This is a genomic window from Roseomonas sp. E05, assembly GCF_030063475.1.
In the GTDB taxonomy this organism is placed as follows: Bacteria; Pseudomonadota; Alphaproteobacteria; order Acetobacterales; family Acetobacteraceae; genus Pseudoroseomonas.
The window spans coordinates 1-20,622 of the sequence record NZ_JASIRT010000007.1 but is presented as its reverse complement, the minus strand read 5'-3'; the positions used below and the strand labels follow the sequence as shown (position 1 = coordinate 20,622).

Sequence of the window (20,622 nt, the reverse complement as noted above, 5' to 3'; positions counted from 1 at the left end):
TGCCCTCCGGTTCCGCGGCCTCTTCAACGGAGCTTTGCCGCATGTCGCCTCGTGCCGCCGTGCTGGCCCTACTGGCCCTGCCGATCCTCTCCACCGCCGCACCGGCCCAGCCGGACCCCAGCTACACGGTGGTGAACAACACCGGGCAGACGCTGGAAATGCTGTTCGCCAGTCCGGTGGGCAGCCAGGACTGGGGCTATGACCGGCTGGGGAGCCAGCCCGTGCCCTCGGGCTCAAGCCGCCTGGTGCGGCTCGACCCGCGCGACGGCTGCCGATACGACCTTCGGGCCGTGTTCCGCGACGGCACGGTGCAGGACATGCGCAACGCCGACACCTGCGCGGCGCGCATGTTCCGGCTCGGCCCGCCCGTGCCGCCCCCACAGCCGCGACTCGAACTGCGCAACACCGGACGCCGGCCGATCATCGCCGCCTATGTCTCGCCCTCCGGGGCGCCGGACTGGGGCGTGGACCAGCTCGACGTGCATCCTCTGCGGCCCGGCCGCAGCCTCCGCCTGGAATTGCCACCCGGCACCTGCCGCTACGACCTGAAGGTGCTCTACGCCGATCGCGCCACCGAGGAGCGGCGTGGCCTCGACCTCTGCGACCGCCCGGCCGTGCGCTTCCCGTGAGGCCGGCCGGCCGGCCCTGCTGACCAGAACAAGAACCCCGGAGGAGACGCCGCCATGAAAGTGTTCCTGACCCACACCGAGGCGGCGTTTCCGCGCTACTACGGCGAGCGCGCCCTGGCGGCGCTGCGCCAGCACGCCGAGGTGGCGCGCAACACCACCGGCCGCGTGCTGGAGGGTGCGGCGCTGGCCGAGGCGGCGGCCGGCTGCCAGGCGATCGTCGCCGACCGCGCCACGCCCGGCCAGGCCGCCACCTTCGCCGCCGCGCCGGATCTCGTCGCCTTCCTGCGCTGCGCGGTGGACATCAGCACCATCGACGTGCCGGCCGCCTCGCAACATGGCGTGCTGGTGACGCATGCCACGCCGGGCTTCACCGAGGCGGTGGCCGAGCTGGGCCTGGGCATGATGCTGGACCTCGCCCGCGGCATCTCGGACGCGGTGGTGGCCGGGCGGGCGGGGCAGGCGCCCCAGCCGCGCCAGGGCCGGCAACTCTCGGGCGCCACGCTGGGCCTGATCGGCTATGGCCGCATCGCGCAGCGGCTGGGGCAACTCGGGCAGGCCTGCGGCATGCGCGTGCTGGCCTATGACCCGCATGTGCCGGATTTCGGGGAGGGCGTGACCGGAATGCCGCTGGAGGGCGTGCTGGCGGAGGCGGACTTCGTCGTCTGCCTCGCCGTCGCCTCGCCGGAGACGGCGGGCATGATGAACGCCCGCACTTTCGGGCTGATGCGCAAGGGGGCCTTCTTCGTGAACCTCGCGCGCGGCGGGCTGGTGGACGAGGCTGCGCTGGAGGCGGCGCTCGATTCCGGCCATCTCGCGGGCGCCGCGCTGGATGTCGGCTCGGCGCCCGACCAGATGCCACCGCCGCGTCTCGCCCGCCGTCCGGACGTGATCGCCACGCCGCATGTCGGTGGCCTGACACGCGAGGCGACGGAGCACCAGGCGATGGACACGGTGCGGCAGGTTGCCGCGCTGGCCGAGGGCCGCCTGCCGGAGGGCGCGGCGAATGCGGAGGCGGCGCATCGGCTGGAACGCCTGCGCCGCGCATGAACGGGGAGCGTACAGGGATGTGGCGATGCAGCGCGTGAGCGGCACGGCAGGCTATGGCGAGAATGCCGACGCGCTGGTGAAGCAGTACGAGGGCATTTCCTTCCACGACGTTCACCGGCAGGTGATGCATCTGCTGCCGGCGCCGCCGGCGCGCGTGCTGGATGTCGGCGCCGGCACCGGGCGGGACGCGGCGGCGCTGGCGGCCAAGGGCTATGCGGTCACCGCCGTGGAGCCGACACGCGAGCTCCGCGAGCGGGCCATGGCGCTGCATCCCGAACCGGGCATCGAGTGGCTGGACGACAGCCTGCCGGACCTCGCCACCCTCGCCGGCCGGGCGGGGCGCTATGACGTGGTGATGCTCACCGCCGTCTGGATGCATCTCGACGAGGCGGAGCGCGCGCGGGCGATGCCGCGGGTCGCGCGGCTGCTGTGTCCGGGCGGGGTGATGATCCTCTCGCTGCGGCATGGCCCGGTGCCACCCGGCCGGCGCATGTTCGAGGTGACGCTGGAGGAGATGACGCGCGCCGCCGAGGCCGAGAGCCTGGAGCCGGTGCTGCACCTGGAGCGGAAGGACGGATTGTTCAACCGCGCCGAGGTGAGCTGGACGCGGCTGGCTTTCCGCCGGCCCGCGTAACGAATGGCGGGGTCCGGGGTGACACTGTCACCCCGGCGGGTGGGTCCAGGGAGGGCGGCGCCCTCCCTGGCCTTGCTTCAGGCCGCCTTCCCCATGGCGACCGCCTTCCACACCACTTCCGGCGTGGCCGGCATGTCGAGCTGCGTGACGCCGACGGGGCTGAGCGCGTCGATCAGCGCGTTCATCACCGCCGGCGGCGAGCCGACGGCGCCGGCCTCGCCTGCGCCCTTAACGCCGAGCGCGTTGGTGGTGCAGGGGATTTCCATCAGCTCCACCTCGATATCCGGCAGGTCGCCGGCGCGGGGCAGGGCGTAGTCGTTGAGGCTGGCGGAGAGGAGCTGGCCGCTCTGCGGGTCGTAGGCGGTGCGCTCGAACACGGCCTGGCCGATGCCCTGGGCCACGCCGCCATGCACCTGCCCGCGCACGATCAGCGGGTTCAGCGCGTGGCCGACATCGTCCACCACGATGTAGCGGGCGACTTCCACATGGCCGGTGTCCGGGTCCACCTCCACCTCGGCGATGTGGCAGCCGTTGGGGAAGGTGTGGGCCGGGATGGCGGCGATCTCGGCGGCGTCGAGCAGCGTCACCGTCTCGCCCCTGGCGGCACGCTCGCGCTGGGCGGCGGCCAGTTCGAGGATGCCGATGGCGCGGTCGGTGCCGGCGATGGTGAAGCGGCCGCCGGCGAACTCGATATCGGCCGGCGCGGCCTCCAGCACCTCGCCGGCGGCCTGCTTGCCCTTCTCGATGACGCTGGTGGCGGTGGCGAGCAGCGCCGCGCCCTCGGAATAGAGGCTGCGCGCGCCGCCGGTGCCGCCGCCGCTCGGCAGGCCGTCGGAATCACCCTGCAGCACGCGGATCTTCTCGATCGGGATGCCCAGCTCATGTCCGGTGATCATGGCATAGGCCGTCTCGTGGCCCTGGCCGGTGGACTGGGTGCCGACCAGCACGTCCACCATGCCATCCTCGGCGAAGCGCATGGCGGCGCGCTCCGAGGCATCGCCGCCGGTGGCCTCCAGGTAATAGGCCATGCCGATGCCACGCCGCTTGCCGCGCTTCTCGGCCTCCGCACGCCGTGCCTCGAAGCCGGACCAGTCGGACTTCGTCAGGGCCGCGTCGAGCACGGTGGCGAACTCGCCGGAGTCGTAGGTCTGGCCGACCGGTGTCTTGTGCGGCATGGCCGAGGCGGGGACCATGTTGCGCTTGCGCAGCTCGATGCGGTCCACGCCGATCTCGCGCGCCGCCGCGTCGATCAGGCGCTCGACGAGGTAGTTGCTCTCCGGCCGCCCGGCGCCGCGATAGGCGTCCACCGGCACGGTGTTGGTCAGGATGCCCAGCACATTGGCGTAGATGGCCTGGAAGCCGTAGACGCTGGCCAGCACCTTGGTGCCCGCGCCGCAGGGGATGAAGGGCGCGAAGGTGGAGAGATAGCCGCCCATGTCGGCCAAGTTGCGGGTGCGCAGCGCCAGGAACCGGCCGTCCTTGTCCAGCGCCAGCTCGCCTTCCGTCAGGTTGGCGCGGCCCTGGGTGTCGGACTGGAAGGCCTCCATCCGCTCGGAAACCCACTTCACCGGCCGCTGCAACTTGCGCGCGGCCCAGCAGCACAGCGCATACTCGCCGTACATGTAGAGCTTCATGCCGAAGCCGCCGCCGACATCGGGGGTGATGACGCGGAACTTCTCCGGCGGCAGGTGGAAGACGGCCTTGCCCAGCAGGTCCTTCACCAGCCAGGAGCCCTGCGTGCCGGCATGCAGGGTGAAGCGCTCGCTGGCGGGGTCGTACTCGGCCAGCGCCGCGCGGGTCTCCATGCTGTTCACGACGATGCGGTTGTTCACCACCGTCAGCTTCGTGACATGCGCCGCCTGGGCGAAGAGGGCGTCGGTCTGCGCCTTGTCGCCGGTCGCCCAGTCGAAGCAGACGTTCTTCGGCGCGCCGTCCCAGATCTGCGGCTGGTCCGCGTCCATGGCATGGGCGAGATCGGTGCAGGCGGGCAGGATCTCGTAGTCCACGAACACCGCCTCGGCGGCGTCGCGCGCCTGCTGGTAGGTGTCGGCGACGATGAAGGCCACCGGGTCGCCCACATGCTTCACGGTGCCGACGGCCAGGCCGTAGCGCGGCGTCTCGGCGCGCGGCGTGCCGTCGCGGTTCTTCAGCGGAACGGCGCAGGGGATCTGCCCGAGCCCGTCATCCAGCCAGTCCTGGCCGGTGAGCACGGCATGGACGCCGGGCAGGGAGGCCGCGCTCGAGGTATCAACCGAGAGGATGCGGGCATGGGCATGCGGACTGCGCAGCACATAGGCGTGCAGCTGCCCGGGCACCGAGATGTCATCCGTGTAGCGCCCGCGCCCCTGCAGCAGGCGGGGGTCCTCGATGCGCCGCACCGGCTGGCTGAGGCCGAATTTCGCCATGGGTCTTAGCTCCCCGGATGTTTCCTGGCCGCCATCATTGGCCATGCCGGCGGCAAGGGGAAGGGGGAGGGCCGCCCTTCCGCCTTCTCAGCGATGCACGAAAATGGGGCAGGGCATGTGGCGCAGCAGCCGGCCGGTGGAGGAGCCGAGGAAGAAACCGCGCAGGCCGGTGTTCTCATAGGCGCCCATCACCATCAGGCGGGGATGGCCGTCGGTGGCTTCCGCCACCAGCAGGTCCGCCGGGTGCTCGCCGGTCACGCCGACGGCAGTGGCCTCCACCCCGTGCCGGCGCAGGTAGTCGGCGCCTTCCTCGGCGATGCGCTTCGCGCGCGCGCGATCCTCGTCGCAGCAGAAGACCTTGGCATGCGCCTCGCCCTCGGGCTTCAGCAGGGCGTAGAGCTGCAGCGCCCGCATCGCCGGCACCGAGGCGTCGTAGCCCACCAGCACCGTGCCCGCGGGATCGTAGTCCGTCATCTCCCGGCGCGGCGGCACCACCAGCAGCGGACGGGCACCGTGGCGCAGCAACGCATCGATCACCGGGGCGACACCGTCCTCGGCCGCTTCCTGGCCGAGCGTGCAATCACGGCCGATCACGATCAGGTCATGCCGGGCGCTGGCCTTCAGCAGGGCCGGCTCCGGCGCGTCCTCCAGGCGCAGCGTGTCGAAGGGCAGGTCGCCGGCGGCGGCGGAGAATTCGGCGAGGGCCTTCTGCGCCGCCTGCTCGGCACGGCGGGCCAGCGCCTCGTTGCGGTGCTCCATGAAGGCGGCGCCGCCGATCGGCACCGGCCCCTGCGCATCCCGCGTGTGGGGCAGATCCAGCACCACGGCGGCGGTCAGGTGCACGCCGCCGCGGCGCGCCAGGGAGATAGCGAGGTCGCGCGCCGCTGCGGCGCCCGGCGTGTCGTCCAGCGCAACCAGGATGCTGCGGATCATCGGCGCGTTCCCCCTTCCTCAGGCGTGACTCGGCGCGATCCTACACCGGGTCGTGCCTGCGGCAGAACTCCTCGGCGGAGAGAGTGCGGATCTCCGGCAGCGCCTCGCGCAGCCTCGCGTCGGGCCAGGCCCACCAGGCGATGCGCTTCAGGGCGGCCTGGATCTCCGGCGGGAAGCGATAGCGCAGCACCCGCGCCGGGTTGCCGACGACGATGGCGAAGTCCGGCACGTGCTTCGTCACCACCGCGCCGGCGCCGATGGCCGCGCCGGTGCCGATCGTCACGCCGGGGAGAATGATGGCGCCATGCCCGACCCAGACATCCGGGCCGAGCGTCACGGGCTTGGAGCGGCGCCAGTCGAAGAAGCCGGCCTCGTCCTCGCCCAGGCCATAGGCGCTGGCGCGGTAGGTGAAGTGGTTCAGCGCCACGCGGTCCAGCGGATGGTTGCCCGGGTTGATCCGCACCTGCGCGGCGATCGAGCAGAAGGGGCCGACCGTCGTGTAGATGATGTCGCTGTCGTTCACGACATAGGCGTAGTCGCCCAGGCTGCATTCGGCGAGGCGGGTGCGGGCGCCGACCTCGTTGAACCGGCCGAAGGTGCAGTCGCGCACGCGGGCGGTAGGGTCGATGAAGGGCGTCTCGCCGAGCTGCTTGCGGGCGGTGTCAGGGTCTTGCTGCATGGGCCGCCGTTGCCACGCGGGCCGTGACGGCCCGATGGCAGCGGCGTGACATGCCCATGACGCTCGCGCTCAGGAACCGCGATGCGGATCGACCGGCGCATCGGCCGGCGTGACCGCCTCCGGCGCCTCCGGGCGGCCGCGCAGCATGTGATAGACGATGATGGCGCCGAAGGTGGCCGTGCCAATGCCGCCCAGCGCGAAGCCGCCGAACTTCAGCGTCAGGTCGCCCGCGCCCGCGATCAGCGCCACCGCTGCCGTCACGAGGTTGCGCGGCTGCGAGAAATCGGTGCGGTTCAGCACCCAGATGCGCCCGCCCGTCGCCGCGATCAGCCCGAAGACCACGATGGCGACGCCGCCGATCACCGCGCCCGGCAGGGTCATGATCAGCGCGCCGAACTTGGGCGAGAAGCCGAGCAGGACGGCGAACAGCGCCGCCGCGACAAACACCAGCGTGGAGTAGATCCGGGTGACGGCCATCACGCCCATGTTCTCGGCATAGGTGGTGACGCCGGTGCCGCCGCCGCCCGCCGAGACCATGGTGGCGATGCCGTCGGCGATGAAGGCGCGGCCGATCAGCGGGTCGAAGTCGCGGCCGGTCATGGCGCTCAGCGCCTTCACATGGCCGAGGTTCTCCGCCACCAGGATGATGGCGATAGGGGCGATCAGCACCATGGCCGGCCCGCTGAAGACCGGCGCCTCGAAGTGCGGCAGGCCGAGCCAGGCGGCGGCACCCACGCCGGAGAAGTCGATCGGCGCGCCGAGGCCGAGCAGGTTGGTGCAGACGAAATAGAGGAAGTAGCCGCTCACCGCGCCGAGCAGGATCGGCAGGCGGCGCGCCATGCCGCGCCCCCAGACCGAGATCAGCGCCACCGCGGCGACGGTGAACAGGCCGATGGCGGTGTCGAAGGCGCTGCCGGAAATGCCCTTCACCGCGACCGGAGCGAGATTGAGCCCGATGGCCGCGACGATGGCCCCGGTCACGGCGGGTGGCATCAGTCGCTCCACCCAGCCGGTGCCGGCCACCTGCACGATGATCCCGATGAGCGTGTAGGCCAGCCCGGCCGCCATGATGCCGCCGAGCGCCACCGGGATGTTCGGGTTCGGCCCCCCGCCGGCATAGGCGGTGGCTCCGATCACCACGGCAATGAAGGCGAAGCTGGAGCCGAGATAGCTCGGCAGCCGCCCGCCCGTGAGGGCGAAGAAGATCAGCGTGCCGATGCCGGAGAAAAAGATCGCGGTGTTCGGGTCGAAGCCCATCAGGATCGGCGCCAGCGCGGTGGAGCCGAACATGGCGACGACGTGCTGGATGCCCATGATGAGGGTCTGTGGCCAGGGCAGCCGCTCATCGGGGGCGACCTCGCCCGAGGTCTTCAGGGTCCAGCGTGTGGGGAAATAGCCCATGCGTTCCGGCTTTCATGGCGAACTGGCGGTGGTTTGCGCGCCCTTGAGCGCTGGCGGGGGCGCCGTGTCAACCGCGCCGCGTCGTCGCCAAGAACAGCGCGGTGCCGATCAGCACCACGCCCCCCAGGAAGGCGATCGCCGCTCCGGGCCCGCCCGCCGCCCCGACCGGGCCGGAGGCCGCCTGCAGCACCGCGCCGCCGAGGAACATGGCGAGGTTGGTGCCGGAGAGCGCCTTGCCCACCCGATCCGGCGGCACCGCCGCACGGGTCAGGGCGAAGAGCAGCGGCTGGATGGAGATGGCCAGGCCGAAGGTGAAGAGCAGCGCCGTGTCCGCCGCCACGGGCAGCATGGGCAGGCCCGCCAGGTCCGACAGCCAGCCACCCGGCCCACCGCCAGCCACCAGCAGCACCAGCATTCCGGCCAGCGCGTGCCCTGCGGCGAGGAGGGTGCGGCGGTGGCCGAGGCGGCGGTCCAGCACGCCCGCCAGGGCCGGGCCGATGATCAGCGAGAGGGTGAACACCAGCAGGACATTGCCCGCCGCGATGCGGCCCAGCCCTTTCACCTCCATCAGCCAGGGGCCGCCCCAGAGGCCGCGCACGCCGATGATCACGGCGAAGGAGGTGAAGGAAAGCAGCATGATGCCCCGCAGCGCCGGGCTGGTGCCGAGCCGGAGCACCGCGCGGGCATCGGTCAGCAGGCTGGGATGCGGCCCGTCGGCGGGAACCGGATCGGGCACCGCCAGCCGGACCAGCAGCGCCACCAGCACCGCCATGCCCGCCGCCACCCAGAAGCCGGCCCGCCAGCCATGATGCTCCACCAGCCAGGCCAGCGGGCTGGCGGAGAGCAGCATGCCGACATTGCCAAGCGCCTGGATCAGCCCGGACCAGAGGCCGAACTGCGCGGGGCTCAGCAACTTGGCGGCGAGCGTCATGGGGCAGAGCAGCATGCCGCAGCAGCCGAGGCCGAGCACCACCTGGGCCAGCAGGAAACCGGCCGGCCCGCCTACCAGCGCCGCCAGCACAGAGCCCACCGCCACCGTTGCCAGCAGCACCAGGGAGACGGGCCGGACGCCAAAGCGGTCCAGCGCGACTCCCAACGGGATCTGCCCGGCGGCGAAGGCGAAGTGATAGGCGCCGGTGAGGCTGGCCAGTCCCTCCGGCGAGACGTGGAGATCGCGCGTCAGCACGTCGGCGGCGATCGCCGGCAGGGTGCGCAGCATGTTGGAGAGCATGTGGCCGAGGGCCAGCACCACCAGCGGCGCCACGAAGGCCGCCGATCCCTCGCGGGTGTTCATGGAGTCCGTGTCCGTTTCCGTCCCGCTGCGGGTTTGGCCCGGCCCGGCGCCGAGGCCAAGGGGGAGAGGAAAAAGACCGGGGGAAAGAATTCCCCCCGGCCTTGCCGCTCTCTCAGGCCGTGCCGCGCTCCGGCGAAAGCCCCCGCCAGCACCACAGGCTGAGCAGCAGGATGCCCGCAGCCGAGCCCAGGAAGGCCAGCTGATACCCGCCATGCGCCAGCAGCGCGCCGAAGGCGATGGAGCCCACACCCTGGCCCAGGAACAGGGCCATGGAGAAGGAGGAGACCGCGGTGGCGCGCGCCTCGGGCAGCACTTCCGTGGCGCGGGCCTGCAAGACGCCGTGGAACATGAAGAAGAACAGGCCGAGCAGCACCTGCGGCACCGCCACCATCGCCCAGTTCGGCGCCAGGGCAAGAGCCAGCAGCGCCAAAGCCAGCAGCCCGCCCCCCAGCATCAGCAGCCGGATCTCGCCGAGACGGCGCACCAGCCGCGAGGCCAGCCGGGTATAGATGAGCGAGCCCAGGCCGAAGCCCGCCACCACCAGGCCGGCCTGCCAGGGCTCCAGATGGAAGTCCTGGATGAGGTAGGAGCCGATGAAGGGGAAGGCGCCGCCGAACAGCAGCGCACCATCCAGGAAGGCCACAGCCAGCAGTCGCCGCGCCGCCGGGCGCCGCAGCAGCATCCGGTGGGTGGCGAAGCCGAGCTGCCCCTGGCCCGCGACCCCGCCCCGCCACAACCCGCCGCCGAGCCGCAGCATGATGCCGGCGCCGGTCAGCGCCGCCAGCACGCCGACCAGCAGGAAGGCGCCGCGCCAGCCCACCACCTGCCCCACGCTGCCGGAAACCGGCCCGGTGAGCAGCTGCGACAGCACGATGCCGGTGAGGAAGCGGCTGATCGTGGCCTGCCGCTCCTCATAGGGCACGTTGTCGCCGATCCAGGCCATGGCGAGCGGAATGATGGCGCCGCCCAGCGCCCCGGTGACCGCGCGCAGAGCGACGAGCTGCCCGAGCGAGCCCGCCACGGCGCAGACGCCCATGGCCACCCCGTAGAGCAGCACGCCCAGCACCAGCACGCGTAGCTTGCCGAAGCGGTCGCCCAGCGGGCCGAGCAGCACCTGGCACAGGCCGTAGGGGATGGCGAAGCTGGTTACCAATATGGCGACCTCCGCCACCGTCACGCCCAGGTCGTGGGCGATCAGCGGCAGGAGGGGGTCAAGCAGGCGGATGCCGCAGCCGGTGACGAAGCCGGCGGCGGCGAGCAGCGGCAGGACGGCGAGTGAGGGCTGCGTGGCGGCGGCGGGTGCCGCCCCCTCCGCACTCACGCCGCGTCGGCCCGGTTGGTCTCGGGAGGGGCGGCCCCGGGGCGCGCGGCGCGGCGGCGCTCGCTCTCCGTCTTGAGCTGCCCGCAGGCGGCCAGGATGTCCCGCCCGCGCGGCTTGCGGATGGGCGAGGCATAGCCAGCCTCCATCACGATGTTCGCGAAGCGGTGGATGGCGTTGTTCGAAGAGGTCTCGTAGGGGCTGCCGGGCCAGGGGTTGAACGGGATCAGGTTCACCTTGGCCGGCAGGCCCTTCAGCAGCCGCACCAGCTCGCGCGCATCGGCCTCGGAATCGTTCACGCCCTTCAGCATGACGTATTCGAAGGTGATGCGCCGGGCATTGGAGGCGCCGGGATAGCGGCGGCAGGCCGCCATCAGCTCCTCGATCGGGTATTTGCGGTTCAGCGGCACGATCTCGTCGCGGATGTCGTTGCGCACCGCATGCAGCGAGACCGCGAGGCCGACGCCCAGCTCCTCGCCGCACCGGTCCATCATCGGCACCACGCCCGAGGTCGAGAGGGTGATGCGCCGGCGCGAGAGCGCGATGCCCTCGTTGTCCATGATGATGCGCATCGCCTTGGCGACGTTCTCGTAGTTATAGAGCGGCTCGCCCATCCCCATGATGACGATGGTGCTGAGCAGCCGCGGCGTGCCGTCGGTCGGGCTCGGCCACTCGCCATAGGCGTCCCGCGCCGCCATGAACTGGCCGACGATCTCGGCCGCGCCCAGGTTGCGCACCAGCTTCTGCGTGCCGGTGTGGCAGAACTTGCACGACAGGGTGCAGCCGACCTGGGTGGAGATGCAGACGGCGCCGCGGTCCTCCTGCTCGTCCGGGATATAGACGGTCTCGACCTGCTGGCCGTCGCGGAAGCCGAAGAGGAACTTCCGCGTGGCGTCGGTGCTGGTCTGCTCCGTCACCACGCCGGGGCGGCCGACCACGAAGCGCTCCGCCAGCCTGGCCTGCATCGGCTTGGCGATGGTGGACATCTTCGCGAAGTCGGTCACGCCCTGGTGGTAGATCCAGTGCCAGAGCTGCTTGGCGCGGAAGGGCTTCTCGCCGATGGCGACCATCTCCGCCGCCAGCTCCTCGCGCGAGAGGCCGACCAGGTCGCGGCGGCCGTCCGGCAGCGTGGCGGCGGGCGGCGCGAAAAGCGCGGCCTTGGCCAGGACGCGGGCGCGCTCGGCCTCGGAAAGCTCGGCCGGGGAAGCGGGGGCGGGGGTCTGGGTCATGCTGGTTCCTGGATCACCGGCGGCCGGCCGGGCACTCCTTGCTGATGGCCTCGTAGGCCGCGGTGAAGCCGGAGAGGGAGAAGGTATCGGTGGCGGTGCCGCGCCCCTGCGGGCCACTGCCCTTGGCCACGGCGTTGGCGCCCGCCTTGAAAGCGGCCACGGCCCTGCCGCCGTTGCGCGCGAAGGCGTTGTCCTGCGCGGTGTAGAAGTCGAGTTCGGTGTCACCGACGGCCACCGTGACCTCGGCCTTGGGGGCATAGGTGTAGCCGGAGCGCAGCGCCACCTGATCACGCCCCTGCGGCCGGTGCGTGACGGTGAGCATCACGTTCTGCCGGTTGCCGGCGCCCTCTGTCTTGCTGGCCCGCGTGAAGGCGTAGCAGATCTTGCTCCTGCCCTCCGTATATGTGGCGGCGGTCCAGTCCTGAAAAGTGCCGAGCGCCTGTGGGCGCTGCGCCAGGGCAGGGGCCGCGCTCATCATGCCGATGGGCAGGCCAAGCATCATCACGATGGGGAGGAGCCGATTCATGCGCATCACATAAAGGTTAGGAGTGCGGTGCCGCAACCGCGCGAAGCCATGGCCGGATGCGCGGGGGATGCAGATGTGATGGCACCCCGGAGGCGGCGGTGGAAGGGGTGAAGGAGAGGGGCAAGCCTCAGCGCGGCGGCGGCCAGAGCACCTTGTCGGCATAGTTGCATTCCGCGCGCACCACGCAGTGCCAGCATTCCGGCAGCCGCGCCTTGCAGATATAGCGCCCGTGCAGGATCAGCCAATGGTGCGCGTCCCGCAGCAGGTCGGCCGGCACACGCTTCATCAGGCCTTCCTCCACCTCCCGCGGCGTCTTGCCGGGCGCCAGGCCGGTGCGGTTGCCCAGGCGGAAGATGTGCGTGTCCACCGCCATCGCCTCCTCGCCGAAGGCGACGTTCAGCACGACATTGGCGGTCTTGCGGCCGACGCCGGCCAGCGCCTCCAGCGCCGCCCGGTCGGCCGGCACCTCGCCGCCATGCCGGTCCAGCAACTGCTGGGAGAGCGTGATGAGGTTGCGCGCCTTGGCCTTCCACAGGCCGATGCGGCGGATATGCTCCGCCACGCCCTCCTCGCCCAGCGCCACCATGGCGGCAGGGGTGTCAGCCGCCTTGAACAGCGTGGCCGTGGCCTTGTTCACCGAGACGTCGGTGGTCTGGGCCGAGAGCATCACCGCCACCAGCAGCGTGTAGGGGGTGGTGTAGTGCAGCTCGGTCTCGGGCTTCGGGTTGGCGGCGGCGAGGGCGCGGATGAAGCGCTCGGCCTGCGCCGCGGACATCTTGCGCGCCCGGCGCGGCACCTCGGCCGTGCCGTGCAGCGGCTTGCGGGACGCGCGCGGACGGGGGGCGGGCGCCGCCTCGCTGGCGGGAAGGGGCGGGGCAGGGGATTTCATGACTGGCGAATCGACATAATGGCGGTGCCCCATCTGTGCTGTGGGCTCCAACAGCCTATGTCTTCCCGCAATGTCAGCAACCCCTGAACCGCGCCCTGCCGATCCGGTGCTGTTCGAGGCGGTCAGCACGCCGCCCCGCAGCCTGCGGCCCACCGCCTTCCTGGTGCTGGGCGCGCTTTGCGCGCTCTGGGCCATCGGCGGCGGCCTGCTGTTCGTGCTGATGGGCGCCTGGCCCGTGCTGCCTTTCCTGGGGCTGGAATCCGGCCTCGTTCTGCTGCTGGTCTGGCTGCATCACCGCTGGTCCGGCCGGGCCTGGGAGGTGGTGTCGCTGACCTCGGCGCGCCTTGTCATCCGCCGCGCGGACTGGCGTGGCCGGCGCGAGGAGGCATCGCTCGATCCCTACTGGGCGCGCATCGAGTGGTCGGAGCGCACCGGGCTGGCGCTGGTCCAGCGCGGCCGCCGGGTGGAGATCGGCCGCTTCCTCTCCGAGGAGGAGAAGCAGGACCTTGCGGCCGCCCTGGGTGAGGCGCTGGCCGCCTATCGGCAGCCGGTCTTTGACAACCCACAGTTGCGCGGTCCGGCCTGAGGGCTCGTTTTCCCGCAAAACCGCCGCGCCGCACCGGCGTTCTCGTGGAAGTCCCCTTCCGGAGTCCACAGGATGACCCGTGCGTCGGATACAGGCCCGCGCTTCGTGCGCCATGCGGGCAATGTCGTGACCCTGCTGACCTCCGCCCGGCAGGTGGTGGATGTCAGGCTCTCCGCCGAGGAGGCCCGGACGCGCGGCCCTCTTTCCACCGCGCTGGAGGTCGGGCGCATGGTGCCCGAGAAGATGCTGGCCTTTTCCGCCTGCGGCGCGGCCGTGGCGCAGGGCGCGGCGGAGCTCTCCCAGCGCGCGATGGACTATGGCCTCGCCGAAGTGGAGGCCGCCCAGCGCGCCATGTTGCGCGCCGCAACCAGCCGCACGGCGATGGGCTGGATGATGGCGCAGACGGAATGGGCGATGGGTGCCGCGAACCGCGCCGCCAGCTTCGGCATGGGCTTCAGCGGTGCCGCGCTCGGCGTGGCGGAGCAGTCGCTGCGTCCGGTCAGCCGCACCGTGGCTGGCAATCTGCGGCGCCTGCGCTGAACCGCCGGCCCGCGGGCAGGTGGGCGCCGGTACTCGCCCGGTGATGCCCGCCCTGCAGACCCCGCCTTCCGCCGCTCAGGAGGCCGGACGCTCGCTGTCCATGTGCACGAGCTGCGCTTCCGGGTAGCGCGCGCCCGCGGCGGCACCCGGCGGCACCGCCCGCTCGATGGCCGCGAGGTCGGCCTCGTTCAGCGTCACGTCCAGCGCGCCCAGCGCCTCGGTGAGCCGGTCCCGCCGCCGCGCGCCGACCAGCGGAACAATGTCCGTCCCGCGCGCGGCGACCCAGGCGATGGCCACCTGCGCCACGCTGGCGCCGCGCGCCGCGGCCACGCCCCGCAGTGCCTCGACCAGCGCCAGGTTGTGCTCCAGGTTCTCCCCCTGGAAGCGTGGGCTGTGGTCGCGGAAATCGCCCCGGCCGCCGCGATCCCTGGACCAGTGGCCACTGATCAGCCCGCGGGAGAGCACCCCATAGGCGGTGACGCCGATGCCCAGCTCACGGCAGGCCGGCAGGATCTCGGCCTCGATGCCGCGCGAAATCAGCGAGTACTCGATCTGCAGGTCGGCGATCGGATGGGCGGCGGCGGCGCGGCGGATGGTCTGCGCGCCCACCTCCGAGAGGCCGACATGGCGGACATAGCCCGCCTTCACCAACTCACCGATGGCGCCCACGGTCTCCTCGATCGGCACGGCGGGGTCGAGGCGGGCGGGGCGGTAGATGTCGATGTAGTCGGTGCCCAGGCGCTTCAGCGTATAGGCGAGGAAGTTGCGCACGGCGGCCGGACGCGCGTCATAGCCGGCCCAGATATTGTCCGGCCCGCGCAGCGCGCCGAACTTGACGCTGATGACCAGGTCCTCGCGCCGCTGCTGCCGCAGCGCCTCGCCGATCAGCATCTCATTATGGCCCATGCCATAGAAGTCCCCGGTGTCGAGGAGCGTGATGCCCCGCTCCACGGCGGCGGCGATGGTGGCCAGGCTCTCGGCGCGGTCGGCCGGGCCATAGAAATCCGACATGCCCATGCAGCCCAGGCCAAGGGCGGAAACCTGCGGGCCGGTGCGGCCCAGTTGGCGGCGTTCCATGGTCTCTCTCTCTCTCGTCTCGGTGGCGCGGCGGAGAATGGGGGCTGGGCGGGTATCCGATAATCCGTTACGATCCGCATGGACCATCCGGAATGGCGAACAATGCGGCCTCCTCTGGCGGATCTCGACCTTTTCGCCGCCGTGGCGCGGCACCGCAGCTTCCGCCGCGCGGCGCGAGAGGCTGGCATTTCGCCTTCCAGCCTCAGCGAACGCCTGCGGGCGCTGGAGGATAGGCTGGGACTGCGCCTGCTGCACCGGACGACGCGCAGCGTCAGCCCGACCGAGGCCGGGGCGGCGCTGCTGGCCCGGCTCGGCCCGGCGCTGGGCGAGATCGGCGCCGCGCTGGAGGAGGCGGGACGCCAGGGCGCCACGCCGAGCGGCACGCTGCGCATCAACGCGCCGCAATCGGCCGCGCAGCTCGTCCTCGCCGGGCTGATCCCGCCCTTCCTGGCTGCCCATCCGCGCATCACCCTCGAGGTGGTGGTGGAGGACAGCTTCGTGGACATCGCCGACGGGGGCTTCGATGCCGGCATCCGCTATGGCGAGAGCCTGGCGCGCGACACCATCGCCGTGCCGCTCGGCGGGCCGCAGCGCTACGTCCTGGTGGCCGCCCCGGCGCTGATCGCGCGCCTCGGTGCCCCCGCCGCCCCGCGAGACCTGCTGCACCGGCCCTGCATCCGCCACCGCTTCCCCAGCGGGAGCACCCCGCCCTGGGTCTTCGAGCGAGGAACGGAGACGGTGACGCTGCGGGTGGAGGGGCCCTTCACCACCACCGACCCGCATCTGGAGCGCAGCGCCGCGCTGGAGGGAGTCGGATTCCTGCTGACCTTCGAGGAGTGGGTGCGGGAGGACATCGCCCGCGGCACCCTGGTCCCGCTGCTGGAGGACTGGCTGCCGCCCTTCGAGGGGCCGCAGCTCTACTATGCCTCGCGGCGGCACATGCCGGCGGTCCTGCGCGCCTTCGTGGACTTTGTCCGCGCGCGCCGGCAGGCGGCGCCGCCATGAAGAGAGGGCGCCGGAGTGAACTCCGGCGCCCCAGGTTTCCGTTCAGGCGGGGAAAGCTTCAGCCCAGCCGCTCGCCATGCAGCGAGACGTCGAGGCCTTCGCGCTCGGACTCCTCGCTCACGCGCAGGCCCATCACCACATCGATGACCTTCAGGATGATGAAGGTGCCGATGGCGGTGAAGATGAAGGTGGCCAGCACCGCATAGAGCTGCAGCATGAACTGCCCGAAGGAGCCGGCGATGCCCTCCGGCGAGGCCGGGGTGGCGGAGAGCGGACCATAGGCGAGGATGCCGGTCAGCAGCGCGCCGACGATGCCGCAGATGCCGTGCACGCCGAAGGCGTCCAGGCTGTCGTCATAGCCGCACCAGTGCTTCAGCGCGGTGGCGCCCCAGAAGCCGGCCAGGCCCGCCACGATGCCGATGACCAGCGCCGAGCCCGGCATCACGAAGCCGGCCGCCGGCGTGATGGCGACGAGGCCGGCCACCGCGCCGGAGATCGCGCCCAGGACCGAGGGCTTGCCCTTGGTCATCCATTCGGCGGCGGCCCAGGCGAGGGTGGCGGCGCCGGCGGCGAGCTGCGTCACCAGCATGGCCATGCCCGCGCGGCCGCCCGCCGCGCCGGCGGAGCCCGCGTTGAAGCCGAACCAGCCCACCCAGAGCAGCCCGGCGCCGATCACCGCCAGCGCCAGGTTGAATGGCGCCATGTTCTCATGGCCGAGGCCGGTGCGCTTGCCCAGCACCAGCGCGCCCACCAGGCCGGCCACGCCGGCATTGATGTGCACCACGGTGCCGCCGGCGAAGTCCAGCGCGCCCATGCCGAAGATCCAGCCGTTCGGGTGCCAGACCCAATGGCAGATCGGGCTGTAGATCAGCAGCGACCACAGCACGGTGAAGACGCAGAGCGAGGAGAACTTCAGGCGGTCCGCCATCGCGCCCGTGGCCAGCGCCGGGGTGATGATGGCGAAGGTCATCTGGAACATGACAAAGACGGATTCGGGGATGGTGAAGGCCACCGCGCCGTCGCCGCTGCCGAGGGTGAAGGGCGCGTCCCAGCCATTGCCGAGCCCGGCGAGGAACATCCGCGACAGGTCGCCCACATAGGCGCCGCCCTCACCGAAGGCCAGGCTGTAACCCGCCACCATCCAGACCACGCTGACCAGCGCCGCCAGGAAGAAGGACTGCATCATGGTGGCGAGCACGTTCTTCTTGCGCACCATGCCGGCGTAGAACAGCGCCAGGCCCGGAATCGTCATCATCAGCACCAGTGCGGTGCTGGTCAGCATCCAGGCGGTGTCGCCGGCGCTCACCGTCGCCTCTTCCTGCGCCATCGCCGGCGCGGCGAACAGCAGGGCCGGCAACAGTGCGGCCGCGCGGCGGCTCCAGGGCATGATCCCCCGATTGGCAATCCCTTGGGCGATCGCTCGCATCATCCTCGTTTCCATTGTCTTCTGATGAACGGTGCGCGGCATCACAGTGCCGAACTGTCGGTCTCGCCGGTGCGGATGCGCAGTGCGCGCTCCACGTCGAGCACGAAGACCTTGCCGTCGCCGATCTTTCCGGTGCGGGCGGTGTTGGCGATGGCCTCGACCACCGCATCGACCATGTCGTCCGGGACCACCACCTCGATCTTCAGCTTCGGCAGAAAGGAGACGTGGTACTCCGCGCCGCGATAGATCTCCGTCTGACCCTTCTGCCGCCCGAACCCCTTCACCTCGGTGACGGTGAGCCCCTGGACGCCGAGCGGGGTGAGCGCCTCGCGCACCTCGTCCAGCTTGAAAGGCTTGATGATTGCCATCACGAGCTTCATGCGCTGCGCCCCCTTCTCTTCCGCGTAGCCGGGAAGCCTGATGCGAGCGGCGTGCCAAACCGTGTTCTCAGCCGTAACGAGGTCCACGCAAGCTTCCGCGATTGCTGGATGCACAAAAAATAGGCGATTGCCTGCGCCTCTGGCGGGGGCTGCCCTTTCGGCGCGGCGGCCGCCAGGGCAGAATGGCCCCATGAGCCCATCCCCCCTGTCTTCCCGCCGCGAGGTGGCTGTCTGCATCATCGGCGCCGGTCCGGTCGGCGCCACGCTCGCCGCCACCCTCGCAGCGTCCGGCGTGCCGACCGCGGTGGTGGATGCCGCGCCCCTGCCGCCCATGGAACTGCCCGAGTTCGACGGCCGCGCCTATGCCATCGCGCTGACCAGCCGAAACCTGCTGGAGGCCGGTGGCATCTGGGGGCATCTGCCCTGGGAGCCGGGGCCGATCACCCGCATCCGCTGCGCCGACGGCCTGCCCGGCGAGCGCGCCAGCCCGCTGGCGCTGCATTTCGACGCCGCCGAGACCGGCATGGGCCCCTTCGGCTGGATGGTCGAGGCACGCGCGCTCCGCATGGCGCTGAACGCGCGGATGCGCGAGCTGGCGCACCTTTCCGTTCATGCGCCCGCCCGCGCCGAGGTGACGCGCCGGCCGGAAGGGGTGGAGGTCCGCCTCTCCACCGGCGAGGTGATCGCCGCGCGGCTGGTGGTCGGCGCCGAGGGGCGCCGCTCACCGCTGCGCCAGCAGGCCGGCATCGGCGCGGCGACCCTGGACTACCGCCAGATGGGGCTGGTCGGCGCGGTGGCGCATGAACTGCCGCACGAGCAGGTGGCGCTGGAGCAGTTCCTGCCCAACGGCCCCTTCGCCCAGCTTCCCCTCGCGCCGACGCCGGAGCACCCGAACGCCTCGGCCATCGTCTGGTCGGAGAAGCGGCCCATCGCCGAGCGCATGCTGAAGCTGCCGGACGAGGACTACGGCCGCGAGATCCAGCGCCGCATGGGCGACCATCTCGGCAAGGTCACGCCGATCGGCCGCCGCTGGTCCTACCCGCTCACCGCCATGCACGCGATGCGCTACACCGACACGCGCCTCGCCTTGGTGGGCGACGCGGCGCATGGCATCCATCCAATCGCCGGCCAGGGGCTGAACCTCGGCTTCCGCGACGTCGCCACGCTGGCGGAACTGGTGATCGCGGCCCATGAGCGCGGCGCGGATGCGGGCGGGGGAGGGCTGCTGGCCAGCTATCAGGCGGCGCGGCGGCCGGATGCGCTGCTCATGCTCGGCGCCACCCACGCGCTGGAGCGGCTCTTCGGCAACAGCCTGCCACCGCTGCGGATGGCGCGCCGCCTCGGTCTCGCCGCCGTGGAGCGGATGCCCGGGCTGAAAGGCTTCTTCGCCCGGCGGGCCATGGGGTTCGGGCCGGTGACGGGCGGGCTGATGCTGGGGCGGGAGGGCCGCGCACGTCTCACGCCCTGAGGCGGGCCGGGGGCAGGGGTCAGTCGAACACGCCGCGCCGGTGCCAGATGAAGCGCTTGAGGGCGATGACAAGGCCGCCGGCGAACAGCACGCAGAGCACCTCGATGCCCCATCGCTGCGCGGCGGCCCAGGCGAGTCCCAGGTGGCCCGAGGCGAGCCCCATCCCGACGAGAGCTGCGCTCGGAACCAGGGCGAGCGCGGTCATCACGCCGGTGGCGAATACCGTCAGCCGTGCCGCGATGATCGTGGCGCCCGCGGCGCCGGCAAGGAGCGAGACGGCAACGCCGCTCACCTGGATGCTGGACCAGTACTGGACCCATTGCAGCGCCGGCAGCTCGGCCGTCTCGCGGCCCGTCAGCAGGAGTGCGGCCGGCAGCGCGGCGGCAGCTCCGGCCACCAGTGCGAGATAGCCGGCGAGGCTGGAGAGCAGCCCGCCTCGGGGGATGCGCTGGCGGCCCATGGCCTCGAAGGGAATCCGCAGCAGCGGCTCGAAGCCCGGTGCGATCAGCATGGCGCCGACCACGACATGCAGCGTGTCCGAGGTCAGGCCGAAGGCCGCGATCATACCCGACAGTCCCATGAGCAGCAGGAAGTTGCCGCTGACGTTGGTGCCGCGCCGCAACTGCTCCCCGACCTCCTCCCAGGCGGCCTCGCTGCCCTGCCGGTCGAGCTCCGCCAGGTGCGGGGGCGCGATGATGGCCGTCGGCTCGCTGAGGGTGATGGAGCCGCGCGTGAAGGCCTCCATTTCGTCCAGCATCTTCAGGATCTTCAGGCTCGCCTCGTTCGTCGCCTCGACGCAGATGACGTCGCCCGGCGGGTCCACCGAGGCGCCGGCCTGCAGGGCGATGCCCGCGACCCCCGGCAGGCCGTGAAGCCCTTCCAGGATCCGGCCACGCAGTTCCGTTGGCATGCTGAGCTCAAGACGGCGGGACATCGGCGCTCCGTTGCAGAGGGATGGTCACACGGTTGAGCAACGCTGCTGCGGGCATTCCGTTCTAGCACTACCTGGGCACTTTAGGCGGAGGTGTCAGGAACCGGCGTCGGCAGTGCGGACATCGTACTGGCGTGGCGAGATGCGCGAACAGCCGGTCGAGGATGGCACGACGAACGGCGGGCAGGCTCGGCGAGGGCGGCGGCCCCGACATCGGGGTGCGCA

General features: G+C 71.5%; 20 protein-coding genes. 7 read left to right on the top strand and 13 right to left on the bottom strand.

The genetic code is table 11. The features are described 5' to 3' along the window. Nucleotides 1-41: 41 nt before the first annotated feature. Genes QMO56_RS09480 through QMO56_RS09470 form a run of 3 tightly spaced genes read left to right on the top strand, consistent with a single transcriptional unit; the run spans nt 42 to nt 2,310 of the window. Nucleotides 42-629: a hypothetical protein gene (locus QMO56_RS09480; RefSeq protein WP_283525207.1), complete on the top strand. Its 588-nt coding sequence runs from the start codon at nt 42-44 to the stop codon at nt 627-629. A 54-nt stretch (nt 630-683) separates the two neighbouring features. Next, nucleotides 684-1,676 (top strand): NAD(P)-dependent oxidoreductase, encoded by a 993-nt coding sequence (locus QMO56_RS09475; RefSeq protein ID WP_283525205.1) that lies wholly within the window; start codon nt 684-686, stop codon nt 1,674-1,676. 25 nt (nt 1,677-1,701) lie between these two features. Continuing rightward, the gene (locus QMO56_RS09470) at nt 1,702-2,310 is read left to right on the top strand and encodes a bifunctional 2-polyprenyl-6-hydroxyphenol methylase/3-demethylubiquinol 3-O-methyltransferase UbiG (RefSeq protein ID WP_283525204.1); all 609 of its coding nucleotides are present in this window, start codon (nt 1,702-1,704) and stop codon (nt 2,308-2,310) included. A 77-nt stretch (nt 2,311-2,387) separates the two neighbouring features. On the opposite strand, the gene QMO56_RS09465 is transcribed toward QMO56_RS09470, so the two are convergent. The 9 genes from QMO56_RS09465 to nth form a co-directional block, all read right to left on the bottom strand. Then, nucleotides 2,388-4,715 carry a xanthine dehydrogenase family protein molybdopterin-binding subunit gene (locus QMO56_RS09465; RefSeq protein WP_283525203.1) on the bottom strand — a complete coding sequence of 776 codons (2,328 nt, stop codon included), beginning with the start codon at nt 4,713-4,715 and terminating at the stop codon, nt 2,388-2,390. 87 nt (nt 4,716-4,802) lie between these two features. After that, on the bottom strand, nt 4,803-5,648 hold the full coding sequence (locus QMO56_RS09460) for a universal stress protein (RefSeq protein WP_283525201.1): 846 nt from the start codon (nt 5,646-5,648) through the stop codon (nt 4,803-4,805). 40 nt (nt 5,649-5,688) lie between these two features. Continuing rightward, nucleotides 5,689-6,327: a chloramphenicol acetyltransferase gene (locus tag QMO56_RS09455; RefSeq protein WP_283525200.1), complete on the bottom strand. Its 639-nt coding sequence runs from the start codon at nt 6,325-6,327 to the stop codon at nt 5,689-5,691. A 69-nt stretch (nt 6,328-6,396) separates the two neighbouring features. Beyond that, on the bottom strand, nt 6,397-7,728 hold the full coding sequence (locus QMO56_RS09450; protein WP_283525198.1) for a solute carrier family 23 protein: 1,332 nt from the start codon (nt 7,726-7,728) through the stop codon (nt 6,397-6,399). Nucleotides 7,729-7,795: 67 nt separating this feature from the next. After that, nucleotides 7,796-9,022 (bottom strand): MFS transporter, encoded by a 1,227-nt coding sequence (locus tag QMO56_RS09445; RefSeq protein ID WP_283525196.1) that lies wholly within the window; start codon nt 9,020-9,022, stop codon nt 7,796-7,798. A 112-nt stretch (nt 9,023-9,134) separates the two neighbouring features. Next, entirely contained in the window at nt 9,135-10,343 is a 1,209-nt protein-coding gene (locus QMO56_RS09440; protein WP_283525195.1) for an MFS transporter, read from the bottom strand. Beyond that, nucleotides 10,340-11,569 (bottom strand): 23S rRNA (adenine(2503)-C(2))-methyltransferase RlmN, encoded by a 1,230-nt coding sequence (gene rlmN, locus QMO56_RS09435; RefSeq protein ID WP_283525193.1) that lies wholly within the window; start codon nt 11,567-11,569, stop codon nt 10,340-10,342. The genes QMO56_RS09440 and rlmN overlap by 4 nt, the downstream gene beginning before the upstream one ends. Before the next feature lie 13 nt (nt 11,570-11,582). Further along, entirely contained in the window at nt 11,583-12,095 is a 513-nt protein-coding gene (locus tag QMO56_RS09430; RefSeq protein WP_283525191.1) for an invasion associated locus B family protein, read from the bottom strand. Between the two features lie 127 nt (nt 12,096-12,222). Further along, the gene (nth, locus tag QMO56_RS09425) at nt 12,223-12,870 is read right to left on the bottom strand and encodes an endonuclease III (protein WP_283525477.1); all 648 of its coding nucleotides are present in this window, start codon (nt 12,868-12,870) and stop codon (nt 12,223-12,225) included. Nucleotides 12,871-13,054: 184 nt separating this feature from the next. Between nth and QMO56_RS09420 the strand changes: the two genes are divergently transcribed. Both QMO56_RS09420 and QMO56_RS09415 read left to right on the top strand, forming a co-directional pair. After that, nucleotides 13,055-13,570: a DUF2244 domain-containing protein gene (locus QMO56_RS09420; RefSeq protein ID WP_283525190.1), complete on the top strand. Its 516-nt coding sequence runs from the start codon at nt 13,055-13,057 to the stop codon at nt 13,568-13,570. A 72-nt stretch (nt 13,571-13,642) separates the two neighbouring features. Further along, nucleotides 13,643-14,110, top strand: a complete 468-nt coding sequence (locus QMO56_RS09415; RefSeq protein ID WP_283525189.1) for a hypothetical protein — start codon at nt 13,643-13,645, stop codon at nt 14,108-14,110. A gap of 75 nt (nt 14,111-14,185) precedes the next feature. Here QMO56_RS09415 and QMO56_RS09410 read toward each other — a convergent pair whose 3' ends face one another. Beyond that, nucleotides 14,186-15,187, bottom strand: a complete 1,002-nt coding sequence (locus QMO56_RS09410) for an aldo/keto reductase (RefSeq protein ID WP_283525188.1) — start codon at nt 15,185-15,187, stop codon at nt 14,186-14,188. A gap of 102 nt (nt 15,188-15,289) precedes the next feature. Here QMO56_RS09410 and QMO56_RS09405 point away from each other — a divergent pair, with 102 nt between their 5' ends. After that, nucleotides 15,290-16,192, top strand: a complete 903-nt coding sequence (locus QMO56_RS09405) for a LysR family transcriptional regulator (protein ID WP_283525186.1) — start codon at nt 15,290-15,292, stop codon at nt 16,190-16,192. 58 nt (nt 16,193-16,250) lie between these two features. Here the strand turns inward: QMO56_RS09405 and QMO56_RS09400 are convergent, their stop codons facing one another. Both QMO56_RS09400 and QMO56_RS09395 read right to left on the bottom strand, forming a co-directional pair. Further along, entirely contained in the window at nt 16,251-17,618 is a 1,368-nt protein-coding gene (locus tag QMO56_RS09400; protein WP_408906518.1) for an ammonium transporter, read from the bottom strand. A 41-nt stretch (nt 17,619-17,659) separates the two neighbouring features. Then, entirely contained in the window at nt 17,660-17,998 is a 339-nt protein-coding gene (locus QMO56_RS09395; RefSeq protein WP_283525184.1) for a P-II family nitrogen regulator, read from the bottom strand. Between the two features lie 190 nt (nt 17,999-18,188). On the opposite strand from QMO56_RS09395, the gene QMO56_RS09390 reads away from it, so the two are divergent. Then, on the top strand, nt 18,189-19,466 hold the full coding sequence (locus tag QMO56_RS09390; protein WP_283525182.1) for a UbiH/UbiF/VisC/COQ6 family ubiquinone biosynthesis hydroxylase: 1,278 nt from the start codon (nt 18,189-18,191) through the stop codon (nt 19,464-19,466). A 19-nt stretch (nt 19,467-19,485) separates the two neighbouring features. On the opposite strand, the gene QMO56_RS09385 is transcribed toward QMO56_RS09390, so the two are convergent. Then, nucleotides 19,486-20,400, bottom strand: coding sequence for a DUF389 domain-containing protein (locus QMO56_RS09385; RefSeq protein ID WP_283525180.1), 915 nt, complete (start codon nt 20,398-20,400; stop codon nt 19,486-19,488). Between the last annotated feature and the right edge of the window lie 222 nt (nt 20,401-20,622).

What these genes read in the sequence shown, in the direction of transcription:
- QMO56_RS09480 (WP_283525207.1), top strand. Translation starts at nt 42, where the DNA reads ATGTCGCCTCGTGCCGCCGTGCTGGCCCTACTGGCCCTGCCGATCCTC.
- QMO56_RS09475 (WP_283525205.1), top strand. Translation starts at nt 684, where the DNA reads ATGAAAGTGTTCCTGACCCACACCGAGGCGGCGTTTCCGCGCTACTAC.
- QMO56_RS09470 (WP_283525204.1), top strand. Translation starts at nt 1,702, where the DNA reads ATGCAGCGCGTGAGCGGCACGGCAGGCTATGGCGAGAATGCCGACGCG.
- QMO56_RS09465 (WP_283525203.1), bottom strand. Translation starts at nt 4,715, where the DNA reads ATGGCGAAATTCGGCCTCAGCCAGCCGGTGCGGCGCATCGAGGACCCC.
- QMO56_RS09460 (WP_283525201.1), bottom strand. Translation starts at nt 5,648, where the DNA reads ATGATCCGCAGCATCCTGGTTGCGCTGGACGACACGCCGGGCGCCGCA.
- QMO56_RS09455 (WP_283525200.1), bottom strand. Translation starts at nt 6,327, where the DNA reads ATGCAGCAAGACCCTGACACCGCCCGCAAGCAGCTCGGCGAGACGCCC.
- QMO56_RS09450 (WP_283525198.1), bottom strand. Translation starts at nt 7,728, where the DNA reads ATGGGCTATTTCCCCACACGCTGGACCCTGAAGACCTCGGGCGAGGTC.
- QMO56_RS09445 (WP_283525196.1), bottom strand. Translation starts at nt 9,022, where the DNA reads ATGAACACCCGCGAGGGATCGGCGGCCTTCGTGGCGCCGCTGGTGGTG.
- rlmN (WP_283525193.1), bottom strand. Translation starts at nt 11,569, where the DNA reads ATGACCCAGACCCCCGCCCCCGCTTCCCCGGCCGAGCTTTCCGAGGCC.
- QMO56_RS09430 (WP_283525191.1), bottom strand. Translation starts at nt 12,095, where the DNA reads ATGAATCGGCTCCTCCCCATCGTGATGATGCTTGGCCTGCCCATCGGC.
- nth (WP_283525477.1), bottom strand. Translation starts at nt 12,870, where the DNA reads ATGTCCGCGGCGCAGGCCGAGCGCTTCATCCGCGCCCTCGCCGCCGCC.
- QMO56_RS09420 (WP_283525190.1), top strand. Translation starts at nt 13,055, where the DNA reads ATGTCAGCAACCCCTGAACCGCGCCCTGCCGATCCGGTGCTGTTCGAG.
- QMO56_RS09415 (WP_283525189.1), top strand. Translation starts at nt 13,643, where the DNA reads ATGACCCGTGCGTCGGATACAGGCCCGCGCTTCGTGCGCCATGCGGGC.
- QMO56_RS09410 (WP_283525188.1), bottom strand. Translation starts at nt 15,187, where the DNA reads ATGGAACGCCGCCAACTGGGCCGCACCGGCCCGCAGGTTTCCGCCCTT.
- QMO56_RS09405 (WP_283525186.1), top strand. Translation starts at nt 15,290, where the DNA reads ATGCGGCCTCCTCTGGCGGATCTCGACCTTTTCGCCGCCGTGGCGCGG.
- QMO56_RS09400 (WP_408906518.1), bottom strand. Translation starts at nt 17,618, where the DNA reads ATGCGAGCGATCGCCCAAGGGATTGCCAATCGGGGGATCATGCCCTGG.
- QMO56_RS09395 (WP_283525184.1), bottom strand. Translation starts at nt 17,998, where the DNA reads ATGAAGCTCGTGATGGCAATCATCAAGCCTTTCAAGCTGGACGAGGTG.
- QMO56_RS09390 (WP_283525182.1), top strand. Translation starts at nt 18,189, where the DNA reads ATGAGCCCATCCCCCCTGTCTTCCCGCCGCGAGGTGGCTGTCTGCATC.
- QMO56_RS09385 (WP_283525180.1), bottom strand. Translation starts at nt 20,400, where the DNA reads ATGTCCCGCCGTCTTGAGCTCAGCATGCCAACGGAACTGCGTGGCCGG.